Here is a 26,976-nt window from a genome sequence, read left to right as displayed (position 1 = left end):
GTTTGTCCTTGCCCGAACATCAGGCCGCCTGGCCAGAATTGAGTTTGGCTTGGCAGTGTGCCAGCGCGTCGCGCAGCATGAAGTTGACCAGCGTCGGCGAAACGCCCAGCTGGCGTGCCACGCCCCGTTGGGTCTGCCCCTCGATGCGGTGCAGTTCCAGGGCCCGCTGCATACGCCCGGGCAACTCGGACACTGCCGCCATCACGTGCTGCAGAGTGTCCGAGACCAGCACCCGCTGCTCCGGCGATGACGACGCCGGCGCCGGTTCCTGCTCCACCAGGGTATCGCAGCCCCCGTGGCGTCGTTCAAGGGCCAGGCGCCGCAGCCGGTCAATGGCCAGGTTGCGGACCACCCGGAACAAGAACTTGCCCTCGTCCCGGACGCCCCGGCCCGTGCCGTGCTCCCATAACTTGAGAAACGCATCCTGAACCACATCCTCCGCCCGTGAACGGCACCCCATCAACGCCTGGGCGGAATCCACGAGGGGGCGCTGGTGACGGCAATAGGCCTCCAGCAGGCGACGCCGCTGCGTCTGAAGATCCGGTGTATCCGGCGCCCGGAGCCTGACCGGACGCGCCATCTGGTATGCGACATGTTGTTGGCAGGAACCCATTGTCCACTATCCTTGCGTGGGTTACGGGCCGCTCAGACAGGGAGTCCGGGTGACGACGCCCCTCCAGCCGACCCTTGGATTGATCGAATTAATGATAATTATTATCAATTGAGAAATTATTACAACATGTCGCCGAAAGCAGCGTGCAGGCCGAAGACGGAACGCGGCAACGGGGAGTGAAAAGAGGGGTTGACAACCCCAATCAAAATACACAGAATACGCGCCTCGTTGAGAGCGCTATGCCTCTCAGGCGACACGGCAAGGTAGCTCAGTTGGTTAGAGCACAGCACTCATAATGCTGGGGTCGGCGGTTCGACTCCGCCCCTTGCTACCAGAATTCAGAGGGTTACGATTTCGGTCGTAGCCCTTTTTTCATTGGGTATACGGATTTAATGGTTGATGGGGCACCTTCACCCCATCAATCTGATACCACCCTCAGATGGTTGACAGATCGACTCCGTAGTTGAGTTCCTCTGCGAAGTCCGGCAGTCCGTAACCGATGGTTTTCTTGTAGAAAGGAGAGACCTTCGCAGTCGGTGCCTTCTTCTTGTGCTTCGTGGTGTAGAGCATTCGTGCCCGCATCACCTCGAAGGAGTAACCGCGCCCTTCACGGTTCTTGTCCTTGGCCAGTCGGTTGATGGACTCCGTGTAAGCGTTGGTGACGGGCATGTCCGTCTCGAAGTAGGTCATGGTCTCTTCGCGCCAGTTTCCCACTGCCCTGACCAGATCGCTCCAGACTTCCTTTTGGCCCTTCGGGATGGTGGCTATCCACTCGTCCAGGGCGGCTTCTGCCTGGAGCCGTGTGGTGGCGTCCCAGATGCCGTAGAAGCGCTCCTTGTGCTCGTAGGCGGCCAGCAGTTGCGGGAACGCGCCTGTCCAGGTCTCCATGATGAGGCGCTCCCGGTCTGAGACTTCGTGAGCGCGTTTCAGCAGGATTTTCCGGTCTCCCTTGAGAGTCCGGCTCTGGGACGGTTTCAGCTCCTTTCTGAGGCCCTTGCGCACTCTCTCTAGGGCATCGTTGGCCATGCGCACCACATGGAACTTATCGACCACGATACGGGCCTGGGGCAGCACAGCCTTGACCGCTGCCCGGTAGGGGTTCCACATGTCCATGCTGACGATCTCGACCTTCTGCCGGTCTTTCAGCTTCATCAGGTAGTTGGTCACCACGTCCTGGCGGCGGGTGGCCAGCAGGTCGAGCAGGGTTCGCTCCTCAATGTTGGTCAGAATGCAGCGGTAGCGCTTGTTCAGGTATAGCTCGTCAATGCCCAGGATGCGGGGCGTCTCGAAGCGGTGCCAGCGCCCCAGGAACTCGGCGCGGGCGTTGAAGATGTCGCGCACCGTCTTCTCGTCCAGGCCGGTCTGTGCCGCCACAAAGGTGTAGGGGTGGTTGAAGGATTCCTTCTCCACGTACTCATGCAGCCGCAGTGTCATACGGAATCCGTCCACCATCTCCGGTAGCTGGGGCCTGAATGTTGTCTTGCAGGCCCGGCAGGTGTATCGGCGGCGGACCACCCAGAGAGTGACCCGCTTGCCGTGGATGGGCAGATCACGATAGGGAACGTCACGCTTGCCGAACCGTACGAACTCACCCTGCACGCCGCATTCCTCGCAGGCGATGGGATCGGGCACGTCCACCTGGAAGTGCATTTCGTCGTCGGTTGATTTGCAGCCCAGTACTTGGTATTGCGGCAGGTGAAGGATGTTGTCGGGAAGTTCGGTCATGGTGTTGTATAGGCGTAGGTGTCAGTCAGATCCATCCGGCTCGGCATTGGTGTTTGCTTTTTTACCCAACAAGCTGCTGGAAACGAAAAGTAAGGCACCGAGGACAATTGCAATATCAGCCAGGTTGAAGGCCGGCCAATGCCAGTCTCGCCAATAGAAATCAAAGGAATCCACAACATAGCCGCGAAAGACCCGGTCAATCAGGTTGCCCATGGCGCCACCGAGGATAAGACTGTAAGCGATGGCTTCTCCTTTATGACGATTTTCAAGGATCAGCTTGATCAGAAAAATCGAGACCACTACCGCGATTCCGATAAAAAAGTAGCGCTGCCAGCCTCCACCATTCGCAAAAAGACTGAATGCGGCACCGGTGTTCCATAGGTGCACCCAGTTAAAGAACGGGGTCACCGAAACATACTCGCCATAGGCCATTGATTGCTGCACCAGCCACTTTACAGCCTGATCAGACGCTGCCAGCAGGCCCGATATGGACAATAGGGCATACGGCGAGAGCTTTTTGCCAATAATGAGCATTATTTAACCCTTCAACGCCAAAATGCGTCTGGCACCGTTAAGTACAATGCCCCCCGCGATGGTGCCGATAATCAGATCCGGATAATTGGAACCGGTCCACGCGACCAGGGCGCCGGCGGTGATGACCCCCAGGTTGATCACCACGTCGTTGGCCGAGAATATCCAGCTTGCCTTCATGTGCGCCCCGCCTTCCCGATGTTTGGATATGAGCAGCAGACAACTGGTATTGGCAATCAATGCGACGAATGCGATAGCCATCATCACCAGCGATTCAGGCTCACTACCGAATACAAAGCGTCTCACCACCTCTACGAGCACGCCCACAGCCAAGATCAGTTGTAGTACACCAGCAAGATGCGCGGCACGTACCTGCATTTTCACGCTATGTCCAACCGCATAAAGGGCAAGCCCGTACACCGCCGCATCGGCAAAATTGTCCAGGGATTCTCCAATCAGGCCGGTGGACTGGGCGATCAGACCGGCAGTCATTTCCACCACGAACAGAAGTGCATTGATGCCGAGCAACCAGCGCAGGGTCCCGGATTCTTGCTTAGCAGAAGCTGCCGAAAACTCGGCGGCCTTGATGGTCTCCGGATTTGCAGCGACGGTTTCCTGAAGCGAGGCGCCTAGCCCCAAGGTCTTCAGTTTCGAGGTGACGGGCTCGACCTCGCCGTCATGCACGACCTTCAGCCGGCGGTTCGACAAGTCGAAGGACAGCGCCCGAATCTCCTCAAAGCCGTTCAGGGCTAGGCGAATCATTCGTTCTTCTGATGGACAGTCCATCTTCGGCACGGCATAAACACTGACCCATCTCCCTGGCGCCTCGGAGGAGGCCTGTATATCGGTATCCGCTGCGGACGTTGCATCACCGCCACAGGCGCCACCACAGGATTTGCTCATGATACGACTCCACTTGAACAATGTTGTGGTACCATTTAAAACTATAAAGCTACTATAAGGTCAATAGAGTAAAGAATCCGTTGGGGAGGAGGCTGATGCGCATTGGTCAGTTGGCGCAGTTGGTAGGGGTCGAAACACAGACGATCCGCTTCTATGAACAGCAGGGCTTGTTGCCGCCGCCTGATCGGCAGGACAACGGTTACCGTGTCTATACCGAGAAGCATGGTGAGGGGCTGGCCTTCATCCGTCGCTGCAGAATCCTGGGCCTGTCACTGGCTGAGATTCACGAACTACAGAGCTATCAGGACGACCCTCATCAGCCTTGTACCGCCGTCAACGCCTTGCTCGATGATCACATCTCTCATGTGCGGTCGCAGATAACCGCTCTGCAAGCGCTTGAGAAACAACTCGTTTCACTGAGAGCGAGTTGCAACGATGACCGGGAAGTTGAGGCGTGTGGGGTTCTTGCTGGAATTAGCGAAGGAAACATGCACCAGCAGTAGGTGAAGCATCAACCAGATAATCCGATGAGATGCCGGTCTGTCTCACTCTCATGCAAAGGTAAGATCAACCATTTAATCCGCTTACCCTTTTCATTCTGGCCCCCTTGTTCATTTTCCCCTCCCCTGGTGTCGCCATTCCCGCTGTACGAGCCCCACAGATCCACCACAGGGGACAACCTTATGCAGCTTCTGCTACATGCAGGGCAACGGATCCTGGTTCTACACGTATGCGCCCCAAAGGGTCAGAAGACAACCGGGCACCCGCTGGATCTCGGCCGCCCTGCCCGCTCAGAACCCCAGGTAGCGATGCCCCAGCAGGTCCTGGAACGGACGGATGTAGCGCTCATTGATTTCCTCGATCAACCCCACGGAATAGGCCTCGTCGAAACAGCGGTCGAAGGCTTTGGCCAGCGACTGCTGGCGGAACACCATTTTGTAGGGCGTCGGCTGGAAAATGGGGGAGAACTCAAACCGGGGATGGCCCACGTAGCGCACCACCAGATCGGCGGACTCCAGGAGCTGGCGATTGACGTTGGCAACGATCAGGCCATCGGCAAGAACGGCATCGACCCGCCCCAGCAACAGGAGGTGGGAGTGAATTTTCTGGTTGGTCACCTCGAACAGCGACCCGAAGCGGGACTGCAGATCTTCCAGTTCGAGAATGGAAATACCGTTCTTGAAGGTCACCACGTCGTGCCCGAACAGGCTTTCGATGCCATCCACCCGATCCAGGCGGTTGACGTCGTACACGGCACCGTTCTGGTACCAGATGTACGCCGAGGTGGAGTAACCGGGCAGGTCCTGCCCCAGAGGCACCGTCATCACCGCGTCGGCGGTGTCGGACGACTGATACGTCAGGATATGGCGGCCAAACGGCTGAACAATGAACTGGGCCTCATAGCCACACAACCGGAGGGCCGAGCGAACGCTCTCCGCGTCGCGGCCGACACCGCCCTCGGCGACCGCTCCCGGCAGGTCCGGCGCCAGAATGGTCAGTGTTCGCGCCTGGCCGTGGCCCGCCGCGGCCAGCAATAGCATGAGGCATCCCAGCAACGGGCGTCGCAGTGGCAAGGTTACGGTCATGTCGGATCGATCAGGGGCCGGTGAGTCGGGGTACAGGCCCTAGTATACGCATTCATGTGACAACGGATGAATACCCGGGTGCCCTTCTCGCCGGGCCAGGAATGCATTACCCTCCGAGCTTTGACTACGGCGAGGAACTCTGTCATGGCCTCATCCGACGTTGTCGCCGGCGTATCTCTGGCACGCCTTGAACGCATCCGCCAGCACCTGGAAGACAACTATCTGCGCCCGGGCAAGCTGCCCGGCACCCTCACCCTGGTTGCCCGTCACGGCCAGGTGGTGTGGGTCCGGGCCCAAGGCCTGATGGACGTGGAGCGGGCCCGGCCGATGCGCCGGGACACGGTGTTTCGCATTTACTCCATGACCAAGCCCGTCACGTCCGTGGCCATGATGCAGCTGTACGAGCAGGGACGCTTCCTGCTGGACGACCCGGTGCACCGGTACATTCCGTCCTGGCGCTCGCTTCGGGTCTACAAGGGTGGCGAGTACCCCAACTTCGAGACCGAACCGGCCGCCACGCCCATGACCATCCGGGACCTGCTCACGCACACCTCCGGCCTGACCTACGGTTTCATGGAACGCACCCCGGTGGATGCGGCCTACCGCAGACTGAAACTGGACGGCAGTGCCATCCTGACCCTCGACAAGCTGGTGACACGGTTGGCGGAGCTGCCGCTGGAGTTCTCGCCCGGCACCGCCTGGAACTACTCGGTGTCCACCGACGTGCTGGGCTACCTGATCCAGCAGCTCTCGGACATGCCCCTGGATGAGTACTTCCGCCGGTACATCTTTGCCCCCCTGGGCATGGACGACACCGGCTTCCAGGTCCGGGAGGACCAGAAATCCCGCTTTGCCGCCTGCTACCTGCACCAGCCTGGCGACGCCATGAAACTGCAAGACGACCCGGAGCGGTCGCGCTATCTGCGCACCCCGAACTTCCTGTCCGGAGGCGGCGGCCTGGTTTCCACCATCGACGACTACCACCGCTTCGCCCAGGCCCTGTGCCAGGGCGGCGCCTACGCCGGCAACCGAATCATCGGTCGCAAGACACTGGAATTCATGTGCCGCAACCACCTGCCCGGCAACCGGATGCTGCCGGCGCTGGCCACCGGCGGTTTCGCCGAGTCACCCTATCAGGGCACCGGTTTCGGGCTTGGATTCTCGGTCAAACTGGATGTCGCCCAGTCCCAGGTGAACGGCTCCGAAGGGGAATTTGGCTGGGGCGGCCTGGCCAGCACCCACTTCCTGGTGGACCCGAAAGAAGCCTTGGTGCTGATCTTCATGACCCAGCTGATGCCGTCCTCCGCCTACCCTCTACGCCAGGCATTACGGGCCATGGTGTACGGAGCCCTGGTCTAGCCGGCCGGGCGCTGTTCCCGGGCCCGCGCTGTGGCATACTCGGAGCCCATAACCCACAACAACCCCACAACTGCAAGGAATCCTGCCATGAAACCGGAAACCCTCGCGCTGCACGCGGGCTTCAAGAGCGACCCCACCACCAAGGCCGCCACCACCCCCATCTACCAGACCACCTCCTACACCTTTGATGACACTCAGCATGGCGCGGACCTGTTCGACCTGAAGGTCCAGGGCAACATCTACACCCGGATCATGAATCCGACCAACGCCGTGCTCGAAGAGCGCATGGCCGCGCTGGAAGGGGGCATCGGCGCCCTGGCCGTGGCCTCCGGCATGGCCGCGATCACCTACGCCATCCAAACCATCTGCCGGGTCGGTCACAACATCGTCAGCACCAGCCAGCTGTATGGCGGCACCTACAATCTGTTCGCCCACTCCCTGCCCAACCAGGGCATCGAGTGTCGCATGGTGCCCCACGACGACTACGAGGCCCTGGAAAAGGCCATCGACGACCAGACCCGGGCACTGTTCTGCGAATCGATCGGCAACCCGGCCGGCAATGTCGTAGACCTACAGCGCTGGGCCGAGATCGCCCACCGGCATGGCATCCCGCTGATCGTGGACAACACCGTCGCCACGCCCTTCCTGTGCCGACCGTTCGAACACGGCGCAGATATCGTGGTGCACTCCCTGACCAAGTACATCGGCGGTCACGGCACCACCGTCGCAGGTATCGTCGTGGACTCCGGCCGGTTCGATTGGAAAGCCAGCGCCGACAAGTTCCCGATGCTCAACGAACCGGACCCGTCCTACCACGGCGTGGTCTACACCGAGGCCCTGGGGCCGGCGGCGTTCATCGGCCGCTGCCGGGTAGTACCGTTGCGCAATACCGGATCGGCACTGTCACCGTTCAACGCCTTCCTGATTATGCAGGGGCTGGAAACCCTGGCTCTGCGAATGGAGCGCCATTGCCAGAACGCCGAGGCTGTCGCCCGCTTCCTGCGGCAGCATCCGGTGGTCACCTGGGTCAACTACGCGGCCCTGCCCGACAGCCCGTACAAGGCCACCTGCGACAAGATCTGCGGCGGCCGGGCGTCCGGCATCCTGAGCTTCGGTATCCAGGGCGGTCGGGACGCCGGCGCCAAGTTCATCGACGCCCTGGAAATGATCTACCGCCTGGTGAACATCGGCGACGCCAAGTCCCTGGCCTGTCATCCGGCCACCACCACCCACCGCCAGCTCAATCCCGAGGAGCTGCGCAGCGCCGGGGTGAGCGAAGACCTGGTGCGCCTGTCCATCGGCATCGAGCACGTGGACGACATCATCGCCGACATTCGTCAGGCGCTGGATAAATCCCAGGCCTGATGCAGTCGCCGGGTACGACCAATGTCGTGCCCGGCCACCCCGTGAAACCCCCTACTTGCCTTGTATCGGCGCCCACCGCGCATTAACCTTAACGGTCCTCCATGCCTCAAAATGAGAGTTCCCGGTTCATGAGCGAAAACGCCAAGCCACGCATCGCCAGTGGCACCAAGTTCCGCAGTGAGCACGGATTCACCGCCATCAAGGACGGCGTTAAGCGTTCCTCGACCGTTGTTCAGGAACAGCCGCCGGTGCAGCGCAAGCCCAAGTGGCTGAGAGCCCGGATGCCGGGCGGCGAACGCTACGAGGCGGTCCGCCGCAACGTGTCCGAACACCGTCTCAGCACCGTTTGCCAGGAATCCCACTGCCCGAACATCGGTGAGTGCTGGGCCAACGGCACCGCCACCATCATGGTGATGGGGTCGGTCTGTACCCGCGCCTGCAAGTTCTGCGCGGTGGACACCGGCAACCCCAGGGGCTGGCTCGACCCGGAAGAACCCGAGAACACCGCCAAGTCCGTGCAGCTGATGGGCCTGCGTTACATCGTGCTCACCTCCGTGGACCGGGACGACCTGCCCGACGGTGGCGCCGGCCACTACGCAGCCTGTGTTCAGGCCATCAAGCGGCGCACGCCGGAGGTCACGGTGGAAGCCCTGACCCCGGATTTCGACGGCGTGCTGGAACACGTGGAAACGGTGGTCGATTCCGGGCTCGAGGTGTTTGCCCAGAACGTGGAAACGGTACGGCGCCTGACCCGCCGGGTACGCGACCCCCGCGCGGGTTACGACAAAACCCTGAAGGTGCTGGCTCACGCCAAACGCTACCGGCCGGATATCCTCACCAAGACCAGCCTGATGCTTGGCCTCGGCGAAACCGACGAGGAAGTGCTGGAGACCATGGACGACCTGCGCGCCATTGGCGTGGACATCCTCACCCTGGGTCAGTACCTGCGCCCCACCCCGAATCACCTGCCGGTGGAACGTTACGTCACCCCCGACGAATTCAAGCGATTCCGGGACATCGGGTTGGAAAAAGGATTTCTGGAAGTACCGTCCGGCCCGATGGTGCGGTCGAGCTACCGGGCCGACAAAGTGTTCGACAGGAACAACCTGGGGCTGACTCTGCCGGAAGTGCCGGCCAGCCAGTCCGCCATGCGCATTCCCGTGAAAACAGTGGAATAACCCATCCCCCGCCGGCTCTCGGCCGGCCCCGGGGGACGGGGTGGCCGCCTTACTGGGCCGGCTGGCGCTGCTGCTGCATCTGCTGTTGCATCTGGCGCATGCGCTTGTCCAGCTCGTCGCGCTGCTCCTGGGTAAACACACCGTCGACCTTAGCCTGCATGAGGGTCGAGAGCGCGGCAATCTCACCGGTGAGATCCCCCAGTTTTTCGGCGCTCTCGCGAATCGCGTCCTCGTCGTAATCGGCCTTGATTTCCGCCTGCATCTGGAGCTGAATCTGGCGGGCTTCCTGGCGCAGTTCCCCGATCTTGCCCTGCATGTCATCCAGGATCGCACGGATTTCGCTCTGCTGATCCTCCGTCAGTCCCACCATTTCCGCCAACTGGTCCACCTGGTCCGGCTGCCGTTGCGTGGCCTGCTGGGCCAGAGCCGATACCGAAAGCACCAGTGCCACGAACGCGGCGCCCAGAATACTTGTACGCTTCATTGAACCTCTCCGTCGTTTCACGCTTGATTCCGGACCACACCCTAAAACATTCCGGGCCGGCATTTCATCCCGGACATCCGCAATGGCCGGCCAGCAACGCACCCAGCTTGCCTCCAGACCGCCCCGCGCGCGGCCTGCGGGAAATGTGAAACTTTATCCATTCCCCTGCATAATGGCGGATTTGGACGCATCGGGAGTACGCACAATGGCCATCAACTGGTTTCCGGGGCACATGCACAAGGCCCGCAAGGAGATCAAGAACGTCATGCCCCAGATGGATCTCATCATTGAGGTCCTGGATGCCCGCATTCCGTTCAGCAGCGAGAATCCCCTGGTGCCGGGGCTGCGGGGCGACACACCGCTGATCAAGGTCCTGAACAAACGGGATCTGGCGGATCCCGCCATCACCGAGCGCTGGCTGGCGTGGCTGCAACGGGAACGGGGCGTCACCGCCATCACACTGTGCCACAACCAGCGCCAGGAAGCGCTGGACATCCTCAGACTGGCCCAGACATTGACCGCCGGCCCGCACCCACGGACACGCGCCCTTAGGGTGATGATTCTCGGCATCCCGAACGTCGGCAAGTCCACCCTGATCAACACCCTGGCCGGACGCTCCGTGGCCAAGACCGGCAACGAACCGGCGGTGACCCGCGCCCAGCAGGCGATCAAACTGCCGGACAACATCCTGCTGTACGACACCCCGGGATTTCTCTGGCCAAAACTGTCGCCGGAGGCCTGCGGCTACCGTCTCGCAGTCACCGGCGCCATCCGCAGCGCCGTCCTGGACTTCGAGGATGTTGCCCTGTTCGAGGCCGAGTATCTGCTGCAGGCCTACCCGGACCGACTGCGGGCCCGCTACGGCCTGGATCCGCTACCGGACACCGGCCTTGGCGTGATGGACGCCATCGCCGCAAAACGCCGGTTTTTCAGCCGGGGCGGGGTGCCGGATCTGCACAAGGTGTCCGAGGTCCTGCTCAACGAGTTCCGGGCCGGCACCCTGGGGCGCATCTCTCTGGAAACCCCGGAGATGGTGGAACGGGAGCTACGGGAAGCGGCGGAGGAGGAAGCCCGCAAGGCCGCCGAGCAGGCAGCCCGTAAACAGGCCCGCCCCGGCACCTAGCGGCACGGGCCCCTTACCAAGGTCACATACCACCGTGACGGCAAAGCTCCTACACTGTCCGCTCCTGGTATCAACACCCGGCTCCGGTTTCCCGGGCCAGCAAAGGAGGACAACATGAGACGCGTCGTCGTCACGGGCATGGGCATCGTGTCCTGCCTCGGCAATTCCATCGACGAAGTCCTGGACAGCCTGCAGCAGGGCAAGTCCGGCATCCGCTTCAACGAAACCTATCGGGACAAGGGCTTTCGCAGCCAAGTGTCCGGAACCCCGGATGTGGACACTTCCGTGATCGATCGCAAGATCCGGCGTTTCATGGGGCCGGCGGCGATGTACGCCTATCTGGCCATGGAGCAGGCCATCGCCCAGGCCGGGCTGACCGAATCCGATGTCTCCAACGACCGCACCGGCTTGATCGCGGGTTCCGGCGGCGCCTCCTGCTCCAGCCAGGTCGAAGCCACCGACACCATGCGTGAACGGGGCGTCAAGCGCATCGGTCCGTACATGGTTCCGCGCATCATGACCAGCACCGTGTCCGCCTGCCTGGCCACCGCATTCAAGATCCGCGGCGTCAACTACTCCATGTCCTCGGCCTGCGCCACCAGCGCCCATTGCATCGGCCACGCCATGGAGCAGATCCAGTCCGGCAAGCAGGACATCGTATTCGCCGGCGGCGGCGAGGAGGAAGACTGGAGCCTGACCATGATGTTCGATGCCATGGGCGCTCTCTCCACCAAGTACAACGACGCCCCGGAAACCGCCTCCCGGCCCTTCGACAGCGACCGTGACGGCTTCGTGATCGCCGGTGGCGGCGGCATGGTGGTGCTGGAGGAGTTGGAGCACGCCCGCAAGCGCGGCGCCAACATCATCGCCGAGATCACCGGCTACGGCGCCACTTCGGACGGCTACGACATGGTCGCGCCCTCCGGCGAGGGTGCCCAGCGCTGCATGCGCCAGGCCCTGGCCACCGTCCGGGGCACGGTCGGCTACATCAATGCCCATGGCACCAGCACACCGGTCGGTGACGTGGCCGAGATGAAGGCGGTTCGCAGCACCTTTGGCGCCGAGATCCCCCTGATTTCCTCCACCAAGTCGCTGTCCGGCCACTCTCTCGGTGCCGCCGGCGTGCACGAGGCCATCTACTCGTTGCTGATGCTGCAACACGGTTTTGTGGCGGGCACGGCCAACTTGGTCAACATCGACGAGGCACTGCAGGATCTGCCCCTGGTCGGCCCCGAGAGCCGCGAGGTCGAGCTGGACTGCGTCATGTCCAACAGCTTCGGCTTCGGCGGCACCAACGCCTCCCTGGTGTTCGAGAAACTCTGAACCATGGGCGCGGCGAGCGACCGCCGCCGCGCCCTGCCTTTCGGGCGGCCGCCGGCAATTGCTCATTGGCAAACAGGACGAGACGTATTAAGATACGGCTTTGATATGAATCAAGTTGGACGGTTCATCGCCATGGCGCAAGCAATCCCCCTCCGCAAGCATTCCCCCCTGAAGGCCTCCTGTCACCAATGCAGCCTGAGCAACCTCTGCCTGCCGCTGGCGATCGAGGAAAATGACCTGGACCGTCTGGAGGACATCGTTCAGCAGGGGCGGATCTTCAACCGTGGCGAGCACATCTTCGATCAGAGCACGCCCTTCCGTTCCTGCTTTGCAGTCAAGAGCGGCTCCATCAAGACCTCAATCATTACCGAAGGCGGCGAGGAACAGGTGACCGGCTTCTTCATGCCGGGCGAACTGGTGGGACTGGATAGCATGGGCAGCAAGACCTATGCCCGCACCGCCAAGGCCCTGGAGCGTACCAGCGTGTGCGAGTTTCCGGTGGACAAGCTGGAAGAGCTGACCGGCAAGCTGCCGGAACTCCAGCACCACATGTACCACATGATGAGCCAGGAGATTCAGAACAGCCACCAGCTGGCCATGCTGCTGAGCAAGAACACCGCCGAGGAACGCATCGCCGCCCTGCTGCTGTCCCTGTCCAGCCGCTTCCAACGGCGCCGGCTGTCACCGACCAATTTCAGCCTGCCAATGGCCCGCAACGACATCGCCAACTTCCTCGGACTGGCGGTCGAAACCGTCAGCCGGGTGTTCACCCGCTTCCAGAACCAGGGCCTGATCCGTGCCCGAGGTCGCGAGGTGGAACTGCTGGACGTCGAAGCCCTGCAGGCCGTGACCCGGGAGTTTTCCCGACAGGGCTGCTGACCGGCGGGTCAGCGCACCAGGACCGCCGCCTCCTCCCCTTCCGCCTGCTTCAGCATATCCAGCTCCTCCACCAGCCAGGAGCGCCATGGCAGCGGCTTGATGCCAAAGGTGTTCCGGATCTTGGTGCAGATCATGGTGGTGTTCATCGGCTCCAGATTGGCCCATGCCGGCACTTGGTCCACCACCCGCATTCCTTCCGGAATCCCGGGCAGGCCGGCAATCGCCAGCCCCAGTTCGTACAAACTGATCTCCTCCGCGCCGGCGTATTGATAGGTACCCCAAACCTCCGCGCCGCAGTCCAGCTGCAGCATCACCGCGGTCATGACCCGGGCCAGGTCCCGAACAGCCACCGGCTGTCCCACCCAGCGCCCCGGCAGGGCCAGCACCTCGCCGGCACGGGTGCTTTCGTGCACCTTGCGGATAAAGCGCCCCAGACTCCAGCCGGTCCGCAGAATGATGTGCCGCGGCAGCAGGCCTCGCAGCGCCTGTTCACATTCCCACTGCCAGTTGCCCAGTTCGTTCACCGGCTGGCCGGGGTTGGAGGTGATGTAGCCGCTTTGCTTGCGGCCATCGAAAACGTAGCAGGAGGACAGCTGGAACAGCGCCATGCCGTGCTCGCGTGCATACTCGGCCATGGCCACCGGCAGAGAGAACACCGCCGTTTTGGTCCCGTCCGGGTCACCTTCTGCCAGCTCCGGATCGGCCTGCCAGAGAGCGTTGACGATCAGGTCCGTATCCTCGGGAATCCAATGGTCCAGGCCGCTGAGATCGGCGCTGGCGGGATCGCTGACCAGCAGGTGGGTTTCCCGCAGGCGCTCCAGCAACACCTTCCCCAGGGGGCCGTAGTCATGGACAACCAGTATGTGCACGAAAAAGCTCTGCCTCCAGCTTGTTACATTTATGACGGCGGGCCGGATACCGTCAGGCCAATGGTTTGCATGCCGGCGCTTCTAGAATATCACCCGGCCCGGCAGGCTGCTGTCAGAAATACCTGCTACCCCGCCCCGAGCATACAACAACAGGACATCACATGCTGAAACAACAAAGCCACATCGTTGCACCGATCCCGGACGAACTGCGCACCCGTGCCCTGTATACCGTGGGCGAACTCAGGGAACGGGGGAAAGCCGACCGGGAGGCCATCGATACCCTCTACGGCCTGATCGTGGAGCTGACCGAACAGGGCCTGGATTTCTTCTTTCTGGAACCCCTGCGCCGGCTGCGGGCCAGCAGCATGGTCATGGGCATGGCCCGGATGGGCATCGGCAGCATGCTCAAGGGCAGCAAGATGGTGGTCCACAAGGTCCTGAAGAAACTGGATGACCGCAGCCTGGCCGCGATCCTGGACTTCATCGAGGAAATCATCCACGAGCCGGAGCCCGGTTAATCCACCCCGCCGTCCCGTCGCAGGTACTGCCGGGGGACCCTCGCAGTGAGTCCGGTCATCAGCTCGTAGGCAATGGTGCCGGCGCAGGCGGCAACCTCATCAACCCCGACGGTCGGCCCCCAGAGCTCCACCCGGTCACCGGGCCTGGCCTCGGGCACGCCGGTCAGGTCCACCGCCAGCATGTCCATGGAAACCCGCCCGATCAGGCGAATCCGCCGCCCGCCAATGGCCGCTGGCGTATCGGTACCGGCGTGCCTGGGGTAACCGTCACCATAACCGATCGCCACCATCCCCATTCGGCCGTCCTGACTGGCCACCCAGCCGGCCCCATAGCCAACCGACTCGCCCGCGCGGACCACCCGGGTATTGAGCAGCGGCGCCTCCAGGGTCATCACCGGTTTCAGACCAAGCGCCGGGCCGGTGGCGTCGATCAGGGGCGAGCCCCCATACAGCATGATGCCGGGGCGGCTCCAGTCGAACAACGGCTGATCCGGAAGAAAATGCGCGGCGGAGTTGCCAAGGCTGCGCGCCAGCCGAGGCCAAGGCGCGGTCGCGCGCACAAAGGTGTCCGTCTGGCGGGCGGTCATCGGGCTGTCCGGATCGTCGGCACAGGCCAGATGGGTGACGAACCCCAACAGCCCAGGCAAAACGCCGGCGTCGGCCAGCCGGGCCATCACGCCGTCCAGCTCACCGGGGCGAAAGCCCAGTCGGTTCATACCGGTGTTCACCTTCAGCCAGAACCGGGGCCGGTGACGACTCTCGGTCAGCCAGGCCAGCTGCGTGTCGCTGTGCAGCACGGGCTCCAGTGTCAACGCCTGGCATTCGGCCAGATCCCCGGCTTGATGCACCCCCTGCAACAACACCACCGGCTGGTTCAGGCCCGCATCCCGGATGGCCAGGGCTTCTTCCAGGCAGGCCACGGCGTACTTGGGCGCCAGATCGGCCAGGGCCCGGGCCACCTCTCGGATGCCATGGCCATAGCCGTCCGCCTTCACCACCGCCATCGCCCGGGCAGTGCCGGCACGCTGGCACGCCAGTGTGTAGTTGTGGCGGAGGGCGTCCAGGTCAACCCGGGCAATGGTGGTACGAGGCATCAGTAATCGTCACCGTAGTCGCTGTAGTCACCGTGGGCGAGGTCCTCGAACTTGGTGTACTTGCCGATGAACGCTAGGCGCACCGTGCCGATCGGACCGTTCCGCTGCTTGCCGATAATGATCTCGGCAATGCCCTTGTCCGGGGTATCCTCGTTATACACCTCGTCCCGGTACACGAACATGATCACGTCGGCGTCCTGCTCGATCGCGCCGGATTCCCGCAGGTCAGAGTTCACCGGCCGTTTGTTGGGACGCTGCTCGAGGCTCCGGTTGAGCTGGGACAGCGCCACCACCGGGCAGTTCAACTCCTTGGCGATGCCCTTGAGGGAACGGGAGATTTCGGAGATTTCCGCGGTCCGGCCCTCGGTGTTGCCCGGCACCCGCATCAACTGCAGGTAGTCCACCATAATCAGGCCCAGCTTGCCCCCGTTCTCGCGAGCCACCCGGCGGGCGCGGGAACGCATTTCGGTGGGGCTCAGCCCCGGGGTGTCGTCGATATACAGAGGCTTGTCCTTGAGCAGACTGACCGCAGAGGTCAGCCGGGGCCAGTCATCTTCCTCCAGCTTGCCGCTACGGACCTTGGTCTGGTCGATACGCCCGAGCGAGGAAATCATCCGCATTGCCAGTGCGTCGGCGGGCATTTCCATACTGAACACCAGCACCGGCGTACCGGTGCTGATCAGCGCGTTCTCCACCAGGTTCATGGCAAAGGTGGTCTTACCCATGGACGGACGGCCGGCGACAATGATCAGATCCGACGGCTGCATCCCGGAGGTTTTCTCGTCCAGATCCCGGAAGCCGGTGGTCAGGCCCGTGGTCTGCTCGCCGGACTCGAACAGTTCCTCGATCCGGCTCAGGGTCTGGGCCAGGATCGGGTTGATATTCTTGGGACCGGAACCCTCCTTGGTACGGGACTCGGCGATCTGGAAAACGCTGCGCTCGGCCTCGTCCAGGATTTCGTTGCTGGTACGCCCCTGGGGATTGAAGGCGGAATCGGCGATCTTGCCGGACACCTCCACCAGCTGCCGCAGGATCGAGCGCTCACGAACGATTTCCGCATAGGCCCGGATGTTGGCGGCGCCAGGCGTCTTCTCGGCCAGTTCAGCGAGATAGGACAGACCACCCGCATCCTCGATGTCTCCGGTCCGCTCCAGAAACTCGGCCAGCGTCACCACATCCAGGGGTTCACTCTCGCTGGCCAGGCGTTCCACCGCGGCGAAGATCAGGCGATGCTCCTGGCGGTAAAAATCGGCGGCGGAGATGATCTCCGAGATTTCGTCAAAACGTCGGTTATCCAGCATCAAACCGCCGAGAACGGCCTGCTCGGCCTCGACCGAGTGGGGAGGGACCTTGATCCGGCTGGTTTCGAGGTCCGCACTGGCGGATTTGAAATTCGGCTTGGCCATAGACAAGGTTTCGCTCATGGAAGAGAGGCGGATGAAGAGCTAAGAATACCAGAAAGAAACGGGCCCGAAACCGTCAACGGCTCGGGCCCGTTCAAGCCAGGGGCGCCGGACGGGCCGGCGCCACCTGAGTCTGGCGGCGGCGGATTACTCCGCGACCACCGCCAGTTTGATGGCGACTTCAACGTCGGAGTGCAGCTGCAGGTCGATCTCGTACTCGCCGATGGCGCGGATCGGACCCTCCGGCAGACGCACTTCGCTTTTCTCGACGTCGGTACCGGCAGCGGTAATGGCTTCGGCGATGTCGCGAACACCGATGGAGCCGAACAGCTTGCCTTCCTCACCCGCCTTGGCGGTGATGGTGAAAGACGCACCCTCCAGGGCCTCGGCGCGAGCCTGAGCGGCGGCCAGTTTCTCGGCAGCGGCTTTCTCCAGCTCGGCGCGACGCTCTTCGAACGCCTTCAGGTTTTCTTCCGTGGCCGGCACAGCCTTGCCGTACGGAAGCAGATAGTTCCGGCCATAGCCGGCCTTGACCTTCACCTTGTCACCCAGGGAGCCAAGGTTTGCAACTTTCTCGAGCAGAATAACTTCCATCTCGTTAACCTCTTCGTGCTTTATTCAGCCGGACCGGCAGGTTTGATTCGCCCCCGGAAATCCAGCCAGCTATCCACAAAAGCCAGAACCACCAACAAAAACATCAGGGTTGGACCCAGCACAACCAGGGCGATATAGAACATCACCAGCCAGTTGCTGCTCAGCTGTTTACGCCCAACAACGCCATGCACCAATCCCAGGCTCGCCAGGAACAGGGGCGTGCCCGCCGCCCAGGCCAGCAGCATGGAGTTCAGCCCCAGCACCGGCCCGATCACCATGGTCACCGTGCACAGCACGGCCACGGTGGGCGACAGCCGCAGGGCATGGAACTCCCGACGAAAACCGCCCGGGTTGTACAGCCCCGCCTGCCAGGCGCGGGCCAGCATGGTCATGGCCACCGCGGTGGCCAGATAGGAGCCCGCCATGCTGGCGTTCATGGTGTCCCGGATCATGGTGTCGAGGTCATCCCCGAGCGCCCGGGCCACATCGGCGTTGTATTGTTCGTAAAAGCTCACCCCGGCCCGGACCAGATCGTCCAGCAACCCGGGATACAGCACGGGCAGCATCAGGCCCGTCACGATTGCCAGAAAGCTCCCTCCGAGAAGGGCTCTCTCCCAGGACAGCGTGGTTCTCAGGATAGCCGCCATCAGCATGGTCTGGAGCAACACCGCCAAGGCGGTGGGGTCCTGCCCCAGCCAGCTCCAGCCCAAGGCTGGAAGCAACGCCCAGAGGCCGATGTTCAGCCCCTGCTGGATGCCAAGCCTGAGTGTCACCAGGCCGACAACCGCCGCGCCTATCCAGAACAGCAGAGGCACCGCAGTGGTAACTGCCGCAACCCCGCCAGCCTGCAGGGGACCGCGCATTACGTACCGTGCCAGTGCACGCATGGTCCCAAACCCTGTGTCTAGTGCTTAGTGGTCGTGGCTGTCCGTATACGGCAGCAGTGCCAGGTAGCGGGCACGCTTGATCGCGGTAGCCAGCTGACGCTGATAACGTGCTTTGGTGCCGGTGATGCGGCTGGGCACGATTTTGCCGGTTTCAGTGATGTAGCCTTTCAGGGTATCCAGATCCTTGTAATCGATCTCTTTGACACCTTCCGCCGTGAAGCGGCAGAACTTGCGACGTCTGAAAAAACGAGCCATTGCGTAACTCCTCAACTCCGGTTAATTACTCTTCTTCGTCCTGGGCATCTGCCTTCTGAGCGGACTCAGTTTCAGCAGCACGACGCGGACGATCCTCACCACCGGAACGACGTTCCTCGCGGGACTCGGCGGCCTTCATCGGAGACATCTCGGTCACGGCCTCGTCGCGACGCAGGATCAGGTCACGAATGATGGCGTCGTTGAACCGGAAGTTGTGGGTCAGCTCGTCGAGAACGGCCTGGGAACACTCGATGTTCATCAGGACGTAGTGAGCCTTGTGGATCTTGTTGATCGGGTACGCCAGGTGGCGACGGCCCCAATCCTCCAGGCGATGTACCTTGCCGCCATCTTCGGTGATGAGGCTGGTATAACGCTCGATCATCGCGGGCACCTGCTCGCTCTGATCCGGGTGGACCATGAATACGATTTCGTAGTGACGCATGAGTTCTCCCTACGGTTTAAGCAGCTTCCTTCCCGCACGGGCAGGCATGGAAGCAAGGAGTTGACAGCCTGGGCTGCCGGTTTCGGTTCTGCTTTCTCAATAAGACTTTACAAAGAAAGGCTTGATCAAAAGCGCGGTTTCTTCGCCCGGGTTCAGGCAATAAAAAACCACCCCTTAAAAAAGGGGTGACGTATTCTAGGCGGCCGGGGCCGGTTGCGCAAGTACTAACCAAGGCGCTGGCGGACGGCCTCGTACAGGCAGACGCCGGTGGCCACGGACACATTGAGACTGTCGACGTGGCCATGCATGGGAATGGTCACCAGCAGGTCGCAATGCTCCCGGGTCAGCCGCCGCATACCCTTGCCCTCGGCCCCCATAACCAGCGCCAGTGGCCCTTTCAGGTCGGCCTGATACAGCGACGTGGTCGCTTCGCCAGCCGTACCGACCAGCCAGACGCCCAGCTCCTGCAGCCCCCGCAGGCAGCGGGCCAGATTGGTCACTCGCACCAGGGGCACCGTTTCCGCGGCCCCGCAGGCCACTTTTCGGGCCACCGGAGTCAGCGAGGCCGATTTGTCTTTCGGCACAATCACGGCGTGAACGCCGGCGGCATCGGCGGTGCGCAGGCAGGCCCCCAGGTTATGGGGGTCGGTCACGCCGTCCAGCACCAGCAGGAACGGCGGCCGGTCCAGACCCTCGATCAACGCCGCGAGATCGCCTTCCGACCACTCCCGACTTTCCGAAACCGCCGCGACGACGCCCTGGTGCACCCCGGCCACCCGGTCGTCCAGCTCCCGGCGATGCACCACCTGCCAACGCACACCGAGGCCATCCAGCGCATCGGTGATGACGCGAACGCGCCGATCCTGGCGCCCGCTTTGAATCCAGACCTGCTGCAACCGTTCCGGCTCGCGCTTGAGAATTGCCTCGACCGCGTGCCAGCCAAACACATATTCCTGGGACACTGGCTACCCTGACCTGTCAGAATCTATCGTTTTACCTTACGCTTCTTCTTGCCACCGGCGCCTGCCGAGCTGCGGCCGCCATCGCGTCCCTTCGCCGCCCGGGCCGCTTCGGCCACCAGCCGTTCCTTGGCACTGCCGGAACGGCCCCCACCGGACTTGCCCCCGGCCGAAGACCGGCCCTGCCGGCCCCGGGAGCCCCCCCGGCCCTTGTCGCCGGTTTCCCGGCGGGCCTCAGCCAGGGCCTCGCGATCCGCTTTACGGCGACGGGGCTGACTGACCAGTTCCAGGTCGATTTTGCGATCCTCCAGACCAACCCGGACCACCCGGACCCGAACATCGTCGCCCAGCCGGAAACTGACGGCTGTGCGTTCACCGATCAGACGATGCTTGACCGGGTCATGATGGAAATAGTCGCCATTGAGGGTGGACACATGCACCAGCCCCTCGATGTAAATGCCCGACAACGCCACAAAAAAGCCGAAAGGCACAACCGCCGAAATCACACCTTCGAACTCTTCGCCGACGCGATCCTGCAGGAACTCGCACTTCAGCCAAGCCATAACATCACGGGTCGCGTCGTCGGCCCGGCGCTCGGTCATGGAGGCGTGCTCGCCCAGCTGTTCGAGCTGAGGCAGGTCATAGGGGTAGTTGGCCAGCTCCGGATCGGTCACTTTCGGGGTGACCACGTCCCGTTTCAGGATCTTGAATCTGGGACTGTGAATCTGGGACTTGATGGCCCGGTGCACAATGAGATCCGGATACCGCCGGATCGGCGAGGTGAAGTGGGTGTAACTGGAATACCCGAGCCCGAAATGGCCGCTCTCCTCGGGGCTGTACACCGCCTGGCTCAGGGACCGCAGCATCACGGTCTGGATCACGTCGGCGTCCGGCCTGTCGGCGATCTGGGCCAGCAGCTTCTGGTAATCGGCGGAATCGGGCCGATCACCGCCGCCCAACTGCAACCCCAACTCACCCAGGAACAGCCGCAGCGCCGCCAGCCGTTCCTCGGAGGGCCCCTCGTGGACCCGATACAGCGCCGGGATCTTGTGCTTTTTCAGGAACCGCGCCGTCGCCACGTTAGCACACAGCATGCACTCCTCGACGATCTTGTGGGCGTCGTTGCGGTGAACCGGCACGATTTCCTGAATCTTGCGATGGGCATCGAAGATGATACGGGTTTCGGTCGTCTCGAAATCGATCGCGCCCCGCTCGGTACGGGCCTGACGCAGCACCTTGTAGAGGGCGTACAGGTTGTGCAGGTGCGGCAACAGCTCGGCGTACTGCCGGCACAGACGGATGCCCGGCTCGGAATCCGGACGCTCCAGCATGTCGCTCACCTTGGTGTAGGTAAGCCGCGCATGACTGTGCATCACCGCCTGATAGAAGGTATAGCCGCTGATCCGGCCGTTGGCGCTGATGGTGATGTCCGCCACCATGCACAGGCGATCGACGCCGGGGTTCAGCGAACACAGACCGTTGGAAAGCTTCTCCGGCAGCATCGGCACCACGTGGTCCGGGAAATAGACCGAGTTGCCGCGCTTGCGGGCTTCCTCGTCCAGGGGTGTCCCGGGGCGCACGTAATGGGAAACGTCGGCGATGGCCACCACCAGGCGATAGCCACCGCGCTTGCGGGGCTCGCAGTACAGCGCATCATCGAAGTCCCGGGCATCCTCGCCATCGATGGTCACCAGCGGCAGGTGCCGGATGTCGACACGGTGCTGTTTGTCCTGGTCCGGGACCTCGTCGGGAATCGCCGCCACCTGGCGCCCCACCTCGGACGGCCAGGTATGGGGGATCTCGTAGGAACGGATGGCGACATCGATTTCCATGCCCGGCGCCATATGCTCGCCCAGCACCTCGATCACCCGCCCCATGGGCTGAGTCCGACTGGCAGGCTGCCGCAGGATTTCCACCACCACGTACTGGCCATGGCGGGCCGGGCCGGTGTGCTCCTCCGGCACCAGGATCTCGTGACTGATCCGGGCGTTTTCCGGGACCACGAAACCGATGCCACTCTCGCGGAAAAAGCGACCGACGACCTGGTCGGTGTTGCGTTCGAGCACTTCCACGATCTTACCTTCCCGGCGCCCCCGGTCGTCGATGCGATCAACCCGCACCGCCACACGGTCACCGTGAAACACCTGGCGCATCTGCCGCGCGGTGAGGAACAGGTCGGCACTGCCATCGTCCGGAATCAGGAAGCCGAAGCCATCCTTATGGCCGACCACCCGGCCCGTCACCAGGTCCGCTTCCTCTATAGGCAGGTAAGCCCCCCGCCGGTTGCAGATCAGCTGGCCGTCACGGCACATGGCAATCAGACGCCGCCGCAACGCCTCGACGTCATCGGCGGAGGTCAGCGCCAGCTCCCCACACAGGGTATCGTGAGTCGCCGGAGCGCCCCGGTCCTTGAGATGCTGGAGGATGAATTCCCGACTCGGGATGGGATTGTCGTACTTCCGGGCCTCACGGTCAGCGTGAGGGTCTTGGACGTTTTTCTTCCTGGAAACCATTCGGATCCTTGTTCTTGAGCCGCACCACGCGGCGAAAATGATGTGTTGTTGGCAGTATAACGTTGGGATGCCAAGTCTGCCTAACAAGGCCTACCCGCATACGCGAAAATACCACCGAAATTTTTTTGAAAAAAATGTTTGACAGCCCCGAAGGGAATCATTAAAGTACGCGCCATCGGTTGAGGGGCACACCTCAACAAGCAGTGAAAAGTCGCGAGAAAGACTTGATATTCGGAAAGAATTCAGTAAGATAGCGAAACACTGCAAGTCATCTGCCGAGGTGGCGAAATTGGTAGACGCGCTAGCTTCAGGTGCTAGTGGGGGCAACCCCGTGGAGGTTCAAGTCCTCTCCTCGGCACCACTTCCTCCCCCAGGAAGTGGTCGAAAACCAAAGCCGACGATGCAATATCCCCTACCACGATCAGGTAAGATCGCTGTTTCCGTTTCCTATTCCAATCGTTCCACCAGATATTCCGACAGCCGCTGATAGCCGTATTCCAGCTTCGCGTAGGCACCGATCGGTGCGTTCTCGAAGGCCCGACCGCAGGCGCGCGCGCCCGTGTAGCGCTGCAGGTAGGCTTCGCGGATCAGGTTGGGGTTATCCGGGTCGGCCAGGGCCTCCGCACCGGGGTAGTACATCAGCCACTCGAAACTGCCGTCGCCACTGACGTTGTCCAGCTCCGACAGGGCCGGATCCAGGAAGCCGTAGCGCAACAGCCGGTGTAGCGGCCGCGCGGTGGCTGCCAGGCCCGACAGCGGGCGATCATCGTACTCCAACGCCAGACCGGAAAAGGACGTCGGCTGAGGATCGTACCCCGTCACATCGTAACCGTACTGGGTGGTTACCACCAGAGGCCGGCTGGCGATGTCCGCGTCCAGGGGCTGACACTGGCGACCCTCCCCCGTGAAGACAACGGTTGCCAGGTCGATGCCGTCCTGGCTCAGGGTAAAACCGTCCGCATCGGCGGGCGGGTCAGCCGGATGGGCCACATACGTCACCGTCCCGCCGGGCAGGCTGGCCTGCAACGACACGTCGCCGGCCTCGGTTACCTGCCACTGGTAACGGGCCTCCGGCTCTCCACCAAGTTCAGAGCTGCCCGCCGGTATGCCCTGATGATCATGGCAGGCGGTACGGGTCTCGAAATAGGCCCTCCCCGCGTCCCAGTCGAACAGCAACCGTTCATCCACCCCCTCGGTGTCGTAGGCGACACGGCTTTGCCGGGACAACACCGCCGAGGGCCGCCACTGGCTGTCCAGACGCGCCATGTAACCGTCCACCCGGATCAGTCGCGCCATCTCGGCCATATCCGGTGCCAGGCAACCATGGGCGGAAATGGCCAGCAGCCGGCCATCTTCCGTGTAATCGAAGGTGAGCTCTGCGGATACCAGCAAATCGGAGCGGTTCACGGGCAGATCATGGCCATGTTCGGATTCCGCTCGGACCGTCAGGTGCGTCAGCAGGACAGGATTGTCGAGCGCCACCGGCACGTCCGGCAACACCAGGTTCTCAGTGTCGACATTGGCGTAGTTGCCCTGGGCCGCATCATCCACCCGCGCCAGTACCTCCGGGGCATTCTGTACCAGCGATACCCCCAGCAGATACGCAGCCTCGTCACTCAGGTAGCGCTCCCGACCATCACTGTCCGGTTGCGCCAGCAGCGCGTTGTAGCCTTCGGGGACCTGGCTGGCCATGAAGCGTGCCAGAGCCCGGGCGTAGGCATGGGCCCGCTCGTCTCCCGCCAGCACATAATCCCGCAACAGGTTGACCGCCCCCAGGTTCGCGGACAGGTTATCGGCAACGCCGAAATAGGGGCCCAGCCCGGCCAGGGCTCGATACCGGGCCAGGGTGGTCAGCGGTGTGACATTGCGCACACCCGGACCGGCGGACATTAGGAAGGCGCGACTGACCGGGGCCAGGCCGGCGTGGGTCTGCATCCATGTCTTGCCGGGCATGGCCAAGGCGTAGAGGGGGTAGTCCCGCGGATCCAGATCCGGCCCGAGACGGGACGGCAACGCCAGTTCCGAGACGTCCAGCTCGAACACTCCGTCGGGCCCGGACAGAGCGGTGGGCTCACCGGACGGCAGCGTCGCCAGATTGCCGTTGTCGAGGGTCAGGGTCAAGGGACCGCCGGTGTACTGGCTATCGCCGTCCAAATCGAGCCAGACCCGGGCCTGCTCCAGGTAGCCGTCAATCACACGACCGCCATAGGGCGCGGAGAGGCTGTAGGAGACACCGTCAAAATCCCGGCCGTCCACCGGCGGGGTGTCCGATTCCCCGCCACAACCGGCCAGGGCGAGCATCAACAGGCTCAGAGAGAGGGAGCGCAGGCGTCTCATCACGGCAACCGTCTTATCCTTGTTGGAGGTTGTGCCGCTACTGTAGGGGATGTCGCCTCGGGAGACCTTGATAGGTTTGGCAATTTGTAAAGTTTGGTAACCACCCCGCCGCCGGATCCGGCGGGGCGGATGCGCCTCAGAACGAACGGGCCACGATTTCCTTCATGATCTCGTTGGTGCCGGCGTAGATGCGCTGCACCCGAGAATCGGCCCAGGCCCGGGCAATCGGGTATTCCCACATGTAGCCGTAGCCCCCGTGCAGCTGCACGCACTCGTCCATGACCTTGCACTGCAGATCGGTGGTCCACTGTTTGAGCATGGCGGCGGTCGGCACATCGAGCTTGTTCTCCAGGTGCAGTTCCAGGCAGCGGTCGCAGAACACCCGGGCCGCGGTGATATCGGCTTTGAGTTCCGCCAGCTTGAAACGGGTATTCTGGAACGCCAGCACCGGCTTGCCGAACGCCTTACGCTCGCGCACGTAGTCCAGGGTCCATTGCCAGGCGGCCTCCGAGGCCGCCACGGCGGCCAGCGCCACTTGCAGGCGCTCCGCCGGCAACTCCTGCATCAGCTGCACGAAGCCCTGCCCTTCCCGCTCGCCCAGCAGCCGGTCCGCCGGTACGTTCACATCCTGGAAGAACAGTTCCGAGGTATCCTGCGCCTTCATGCCCACCTTGTTCAGATTCTTGCCCTTTTCGAAGCCGTCCCAGGCGGACTCCACCAGCATCAGACTGATCCCCTTGGCGCCCTCCCGGGGATCGGTCTTGGCCACAACGATCACCAAGTCCGCCAGCTGGCCGTTGGTGATGAAGGTCTTGGAGCCGTTCAGCAGGTAGTGGTCGCCCTGTCGCACAGCGGTGGTCTTGACACCCTGCAGGTCCGAACCGGCACCGGGCTCGGTCATGGCAATGGCGCCGATCATCTCGCCGGACACCAGCTTGGGCAGGTACTCAGCCTTCTGTGCCTCTGAACCGTAATGAAGAATGTACGGGGCCACAATGTCGGAGTGCAGGCCCCAGCCGATGCCGGACAACCCGGCCCGGGAGATTTCCTCGATGACCACCGCGCTGTACCGGAAGTCGGCACCGGCACCGCCATAGGCCTCGGGTATGGTGGGACACAAAAAGCCCAGCTCTCCGGCCTTGCGCCAAAGCTCCCGGCTGACCTGACCGTCTTTTTCCCACTGATCATGGTAAGGCGCGGCTTCCTGCTCCAGGAACTTGCGCACGGCGTCGCGGAAGCCTTCCAGGTCGGCATCGAACAGGGTACGTGGAATCATGGTGAACCTCGGTGAATGACGTTGTGGGTATGGAGGTTCAGCCAGTCTCGGCCGGAGGCGCCCGACGCTCAATGATGAAAACCATCAATCGGGCTGGCCAAAAGCACCGGTTCAGGTGCCGGCGGGGTCGTCGTCCCGGTTGCGCCCCCAACGGGGCACCAGGGTCTGGGGCAGGTTGAGATGATCGAGAATACGGGCCACCACGAAGTCCACCAGGTCCGACACCGACACCGGCCGGTGATAGAAGCCCGGGCTGGCGGGCATCACCACCGCCCCCATCCGGGTCAGGCGCAGCATGTTGTCCAGGTGTACCTCGGAGAGCGGCATCTCCCGGGTCACCAGAATCAATGGCCGGCGTTCCTTCAGGGCTACGTCGCCGGCCCGTTCGATCAGGTTGTTGCTGGCGCCGGTGGCCAGTGCCGACAGCGTGCCGGTGCTGCAGGGACAGATCACCAGAGGGGCCTTTTCACCGGAACCCGACGCCGGTGGCGCGAACCAGTCCTCCCGGCCGAACACCCGGACCTGCCCCGGCTTGGCGGCGGCGTAGCGGCCCAGGACCTCCTGCATACCGGACACCGAGCCCGGCAGGGACAGCTCGGTTTCGGTGGCGATCACCACCTGGGCGGCCCGGCTCACCATGACGTTCACCGAACAACCTGCGGCCACCAGGCATTGCAGCAGACGCAGCCCGTACTGGGCACCCGAGGCGCCGGTGATCGCCAGGTTGACGGTGGTTGGTACCGGTTGCGCAGACGTCATG

At 62.7% G+C, this 26,976-nt stretch carries 26 protein-coding genes and 2 tRNA genes; 10 read left to right on the top strand and 18 right to left on the bottom strand.

The window, feature by feature from the left end; all coding sequences use genetic code 11:
- Positions 1 to 19: 19 nt before the first annotated feature.
- Entirely contained in the window at positions 20 to 613 is a 594-nt protein-coding gene (locus BTO32_RS13810) for a sigma-70 family RNA polymerase sigma factor (RefSeq protein WP_084206857.1), read from the bottom strand.
- Positions 614 to 870: 257 nt separating this feature from the next.
- Between BTO32_RS13810 and BTO32_RS13805 the strand changes: the two genes are divergently transcribed.
- Positions 871 to 947 (top strand) — tRNA-Met (locus tag BTO32_RS13805).
- A 101-nt stretch (positions 948 to 1,048) separates the two neighbouring features.
- Here the strand turns inward: BTO32_RS13805 and BTO32_RS13795 are convergent.
- Genes BTO32_RS13795 through BTO32_RS13785 form a run of 3 tightly spaced genes read right to left on the bottom strand, consistent with a single transcriptional unit; the run spans position 1,049 to position 3,772 of the window.
- Complete coding sequence (locus BTO32_RS13795) at positions 1,049 to 2,338, bottom strand: ISL3-like element ISPpu12 family transposase (RefSeq protein ID WP_004574636.1); 1,290 nt, start codon at positions 2,336 to 2,338, stop codon at positions 1,049 to 1,051.
- 21 nt (positions 2,339 to 2,359) lie between these two features.
- On the bottom strand, positions 2,360 to 2,872 hold the full coding sequence (gene lspA / locus BTO32_RS13790; protein WP_004863699.1) for a signal peptidase II: 513 nt from the start codon (positions 2,870 to 2,872) through the stop codon (positions 2,360 to 2,362).
- Between the two features lie 3 nt (positions 2,873 to 2,875).
- Positions 2,876 to 3,772, bottom strand: a complete 897-nt coding sequence (locus BTO32_RS13785; RefSeq protein ID WP_004574643.1) for a cation efflux transmembrane domain-containing protein — start codon at positions 3,770 to 3,772, stop codon at positions 2,876 to 2,878.
- Between the two features lie 95 nt (positions 3,773 to 3,867).
- Between BTO32_RS13785 and cadR the strand changes: the two genes are divergently transcribed.
- The gene (gene cadR / locus BTO32_RS13780; RefSeq protein WP_004364961.1) at positions 3,868 to 4,275 is read left to right on the top strand and encodes a Cd(II)/Pb(II)-responsive transcriptional regulator; all 408 of its coding nucleotides are present in this window, start codon (positions 3,868 to 3,870) and stop codon (positions 4,273 to 4,275) included.
- 288 nt (positions 4,276 to 4,563) lie between these two features.
- On the opposite strand, the gene BTO32_RS13775 is transcribed toward cadR, so the two are convergent.
- The gene (locus BTO32_RS13775; RefSeq protein ID WP_245820342.1) at positions 4,564 to 5,313 is read right to left on the bottom strand and encodes a type 2 periplasmic-binding domain-containing protein; all 750 of its coding nucleotides are present in this window, start codon (positions 5,311 to 5,313) and stop codon (positions 4,564 to 4,566) included.
- A gap of 189 nt (positions 5,314 to 5,502) precedes the next feature.
- On the opposite strand from BTO32_RS13775, the gene BTO32_RS13770 reads away from it, so the two are divergent.
- The 3 genes from BTO32_RS13770 (at position 5,503) to lipA (ending at position 9,260) form a co-directional block, all read left to right on the top strand.
- Positions 5,503 to 6,717, top strand: a complete 1,215-nt coding sequence (locus BTO32_RS13770) for a serine hydrolase domain-containing protein (RefSeq protein ID WP_076725223.1) — start codon at positions 5,503 to 5,505, stop codon at positions 6,715 to 6,717.
- Positions 6,718 to 6,804: 87 nt separating this feature from the next.
- Positions 6,805 to 8,082 (top strand): O-acetylhomoserine aminocarboxypropyltransferase/cysteine synthase family protein, encoded by a 1,278-nt coding sequence (locus tag BTO32_RS13765; RefSeq protein ID WP_076725222.1) that lies wholly within the window; start codon positions 6,805 to 6,807, stop codon positions 8,080 to 8,082.
- 128 nt (positions 8,083 to 8,210) lie between these two features.
- Positions 8,211 to 9,260, top strand: a complete 1,050-nt coding sequence (lipA, locus tag BTO32_RS13760; protein WP_076725221.1) for a lipoyl synthase — start codon at positions 8,211 to 8,213, stop codon at positions 9,258 to 9,260.
- A 49-nt stretch (positions 9,261 to 9,309) separates the two neighbouring features.
- Here the strand turns inward: lipA and BTO32_RS13755 are convergent, their stop codons facing one another.
- Positions 9,310 to 9,744, bottom strand: a complete 435-nt coding sequence (locus BTO32_RS13755; protein WP_076725220.1) for a Spy/CpxP family protein refolding chaperone — start codon at positions 9,742 to 9,744, stop codon at positions 9,310 to 9,312.
- Between the two features lie 205 nt (positions 9,745 to 9,949).
- On the opposite strand from BTO32_RS13755, the gene ylqF reads away from it, so the two are divergent.
- The 3 genes from ylqF (at position 9,950) to fnr (ending at position 13,069) form a co-directional block, all read left to right on the top strand.
- Positions 9,950 to 10,867, top strand: coding sequence for a ribosome biogenesis GTPase YlqF (gene ylqF, locus BTO32_RS13750; protein WP_076725219.1), 918 nt, complete (start codon positions 9,950 to 9,952; stop codon positions 10,865 to 10,867).
- A gap of 114 nt (positions 10,868 to 10,981) precedes the next feature.
- Positions 10,982 to 12,190, top strand: a complete 1,209-nt coding sequence (fabB, locus tag BTO32_RS13745; protein ID WP_076725218.1) for a beta-ketoacyl-ACP synthase I — start codon at positions 10,982 to 10,984, stop codon at positions 12,188 to 12,190.
- Positions 12,191 to 12,322: 132 nt separating this feature from the next.
- Entirely contained in the window at positions 12,323 to 13,069 is a 747-nt protein-coding gene (fnr, locus tag BTO32_RS13740; RefSeq protein ID WP_076725401.1) for a fumarate/nitrate reduction transcriptional regulator Fnr, read from the top strand.
- An 8-nt stretch (positions 13,070 to 13,077) separates the two neighbouring features.
- Here the strand turns inward: fnr and BTO32_RS13735 are convergent, their stop codons facing one another.
- The gene (locus BTO32_RS13735; RefSeq protein WP_076725217.1) at positions 13,078 to 13,938 is read right to left on the bottom strand and encodes a sugar nucleotide-binding protein; all 861 of its coding nucleotides are present in this window, start codon (positions 13,936 to 13,938) and stop codon (positions 13,078 to 13,080) included.
- Positions 13,939 to 14,099: 161 nt separating this feature from the next.
- On the opposite strand from BTO32_RS13735, the gene BTO32_RS13730 reads away from it, so the two are divergent.
- A complete protein-coding gene (locus tag BTO32_RS13730) occupies positions 14,100 to 14,456 on the top strand; it encodes a hypothetical protein (RefSeq protein ID WP_076725216.1) in 357 nt (118 codons plus the stop codon).
- Here BTO32_RS13730 and alr read toward each other — a convergent pair.
- The 8 genes from alr to rnr all read right to left on the bottom strand — a co-directional run bounded on the left by alr (position 14,453) and on the right by rnr (position 22,603).
- Positions 14,453 to 15,550 carry an alanine racemase gene (alr, locus tag BTO32_RS13725; protein WP_076725215.1) on the bottom strand — a complete coding sequence of 366 codons (1,098 nt, stop codon included), beginning with the start codon at positions 15,548 to 15,550 and terminating at the stop codon, positions 14,453 to 14,455. The genes BTO32_RS13730 and alr overlap by 4 nt on opposite strands.
- Complete coding sequence (dnaB, locus tag BTO32_RS13720) at positions 15,550 to 16,956, bottom strand: replicative DNA helicase (protein ID WP_076725214.1); 1,407 nt, start codon at positions 16,954 to 16,956, stop codon at positions 15,550 to 15,552. The genes alr and dnaB overlap by 1 nt, the downstream gene beginning before the upstream one ends.
- Before the next feature lie 144 nt (positions 16,957 to 17,100).
- Positions 17,101 to 17,547 carry a 50S ribosomal protein L9 gene (gene rplI, locus BTO32_RS13715; RefSeq protein WP_076725213.1) on the bottom strand — a complete coding sequence of 149 codons (447 nt, stop codon included), beginning with the start codon at positions 17,545 to 17,547 and terminating at the stop codon, positions 17,101 to 17,103.
- 20 nt (positions 17,548 to 17,567) lie between these two features.
- A complete protein-coding gene (locus BTO32_RS13710; RefSeq protein WP_076725212.1) occupies positions 17,568 to 18,434 on the bottom strand; it encodes a hypothetical protein in 867 nt (288 codons plus the stop codon).
- A gap of 24 nt (positions 18,435 to 18,458) precedes the next feature.
- On the bottom strand, positions 18,459 to 18,689 hold the full coding sequence (gene rpsR, locus BTO32_RS13705; RefSeq protein WP_008937282.1) for a 30S ribosomal protein S18: 231 nt from the start codon (positions 18,687 to 18,689) through the stop codon (positions 18,459 to 18,461).
- A gap of 25 nt (positions 18,690 to 18,714) precedes the next feature.
- On the bottom strand, positions 18,715 to 19,131 hold the full coding sequence (gene rpsF, locus BTO32_RS13700) for a 30S ribosomal protein S6 (RefSeq protein ID WP_076725211.1): 417 nt from the start codon (positions 19,129 to 19,131) through the stop codon (positions 18,715 to 18,717).
- A 224-nt stretch (positions 19,132 to 19,355) separates the two neighbouring features.
- On the bottom strand, positions 19,356 to 20,093 hold the full coding sequence (rlmB, locus tag BTO32_RS13695; protein ID WP_076725210.1) for a 23S rRNA (guanosine(2251)-2'-O)-methyltransferase RlmB: 738 nt from the start codon (positions 20,091 to 20,093) through the stop codon (positions 19,356 to 19,358).
- Positions 20,094 to 20,116: 23 nt separating this feature from the next.
- Positions 20,117 to 22,603, bottom strand: coding sequence for a ribonuclease R (gene rnr, locus BTO32_RS13690; protein WP_076725209.1), 2,487 nt, complete (start codon positions 22,601 to 22,603; stop codon positions 20,117 to 20,119).
- Positions 22,604 to 22,877: 274 nt separating this feature from the next.
- Here rnr and BTO32_RS13685 point away from each other — a divergent pair.
- Positions 22,878 to 22,964: transfer RNA gene (locus tag BTO32_RS13685), tRNA-Leu, on the top strand.
- 86 nt (positions 22,965 to 23,050) lie between these two features.
- Here BTO32_RS13685 and BTO32_RS13680 read toward each other — a convergent pair.
- The 3 genes from BTO32_RS13680 to BTO32_RS13670 form a co-directional block, all read right to left on the bottom strand.
- On the bottom strand, positions 23,051 to 24,940 hold the full coding sequence (locus BTO32_RS13680; RefSeq protein WP_076725208.1) for a hypothetical protein: 1,890 nt from the start codon (positions 24,938 to 24,940) through the stop codon (positions 23,051 to 23,053).
- A gap of 136 nt (positions 24,941 to 25,076) precedes the next feature.
- Positions 25,077 to 26,216, bottom strand: a complete 1,140-nt coding sequence (locus BTO32_RS13675) for an acyl-CoA dehydrogenase family protein (RefSeq protein ID WP_076725207.1) — start codon at positions 26,214 to 26,216, stop codon at positions 25,077 to 25,079.
- A 111-nt stretch (positions 26,217 to 26,327) separates the two neighbouring features.
- A complete protein-coding gene (locus tag BTO32_RS13670; protein ID WP_076725206.1) occupies positions 26,328 to 26,975 on the bottom strand; it encodes a flavin prenyltransferase UbiX in 648 nt (215 codons plus the stop codon).
- Position 26,976: the final 1 nt, after the last annotated feature.

This window comes from Marinobacter lutaoensis, assembly GCF_001981305.1.
Classification (GTDB): Bacteria; Pseudomonadota; Gammaproteobacteria; order Pseudomonadales; family Oleiphilaceae; genus Marinobacter; species Marinobacter lutaoensis.
This window is presented reverse-complemented; position numbering and strand designations above follow the sequence as displayed.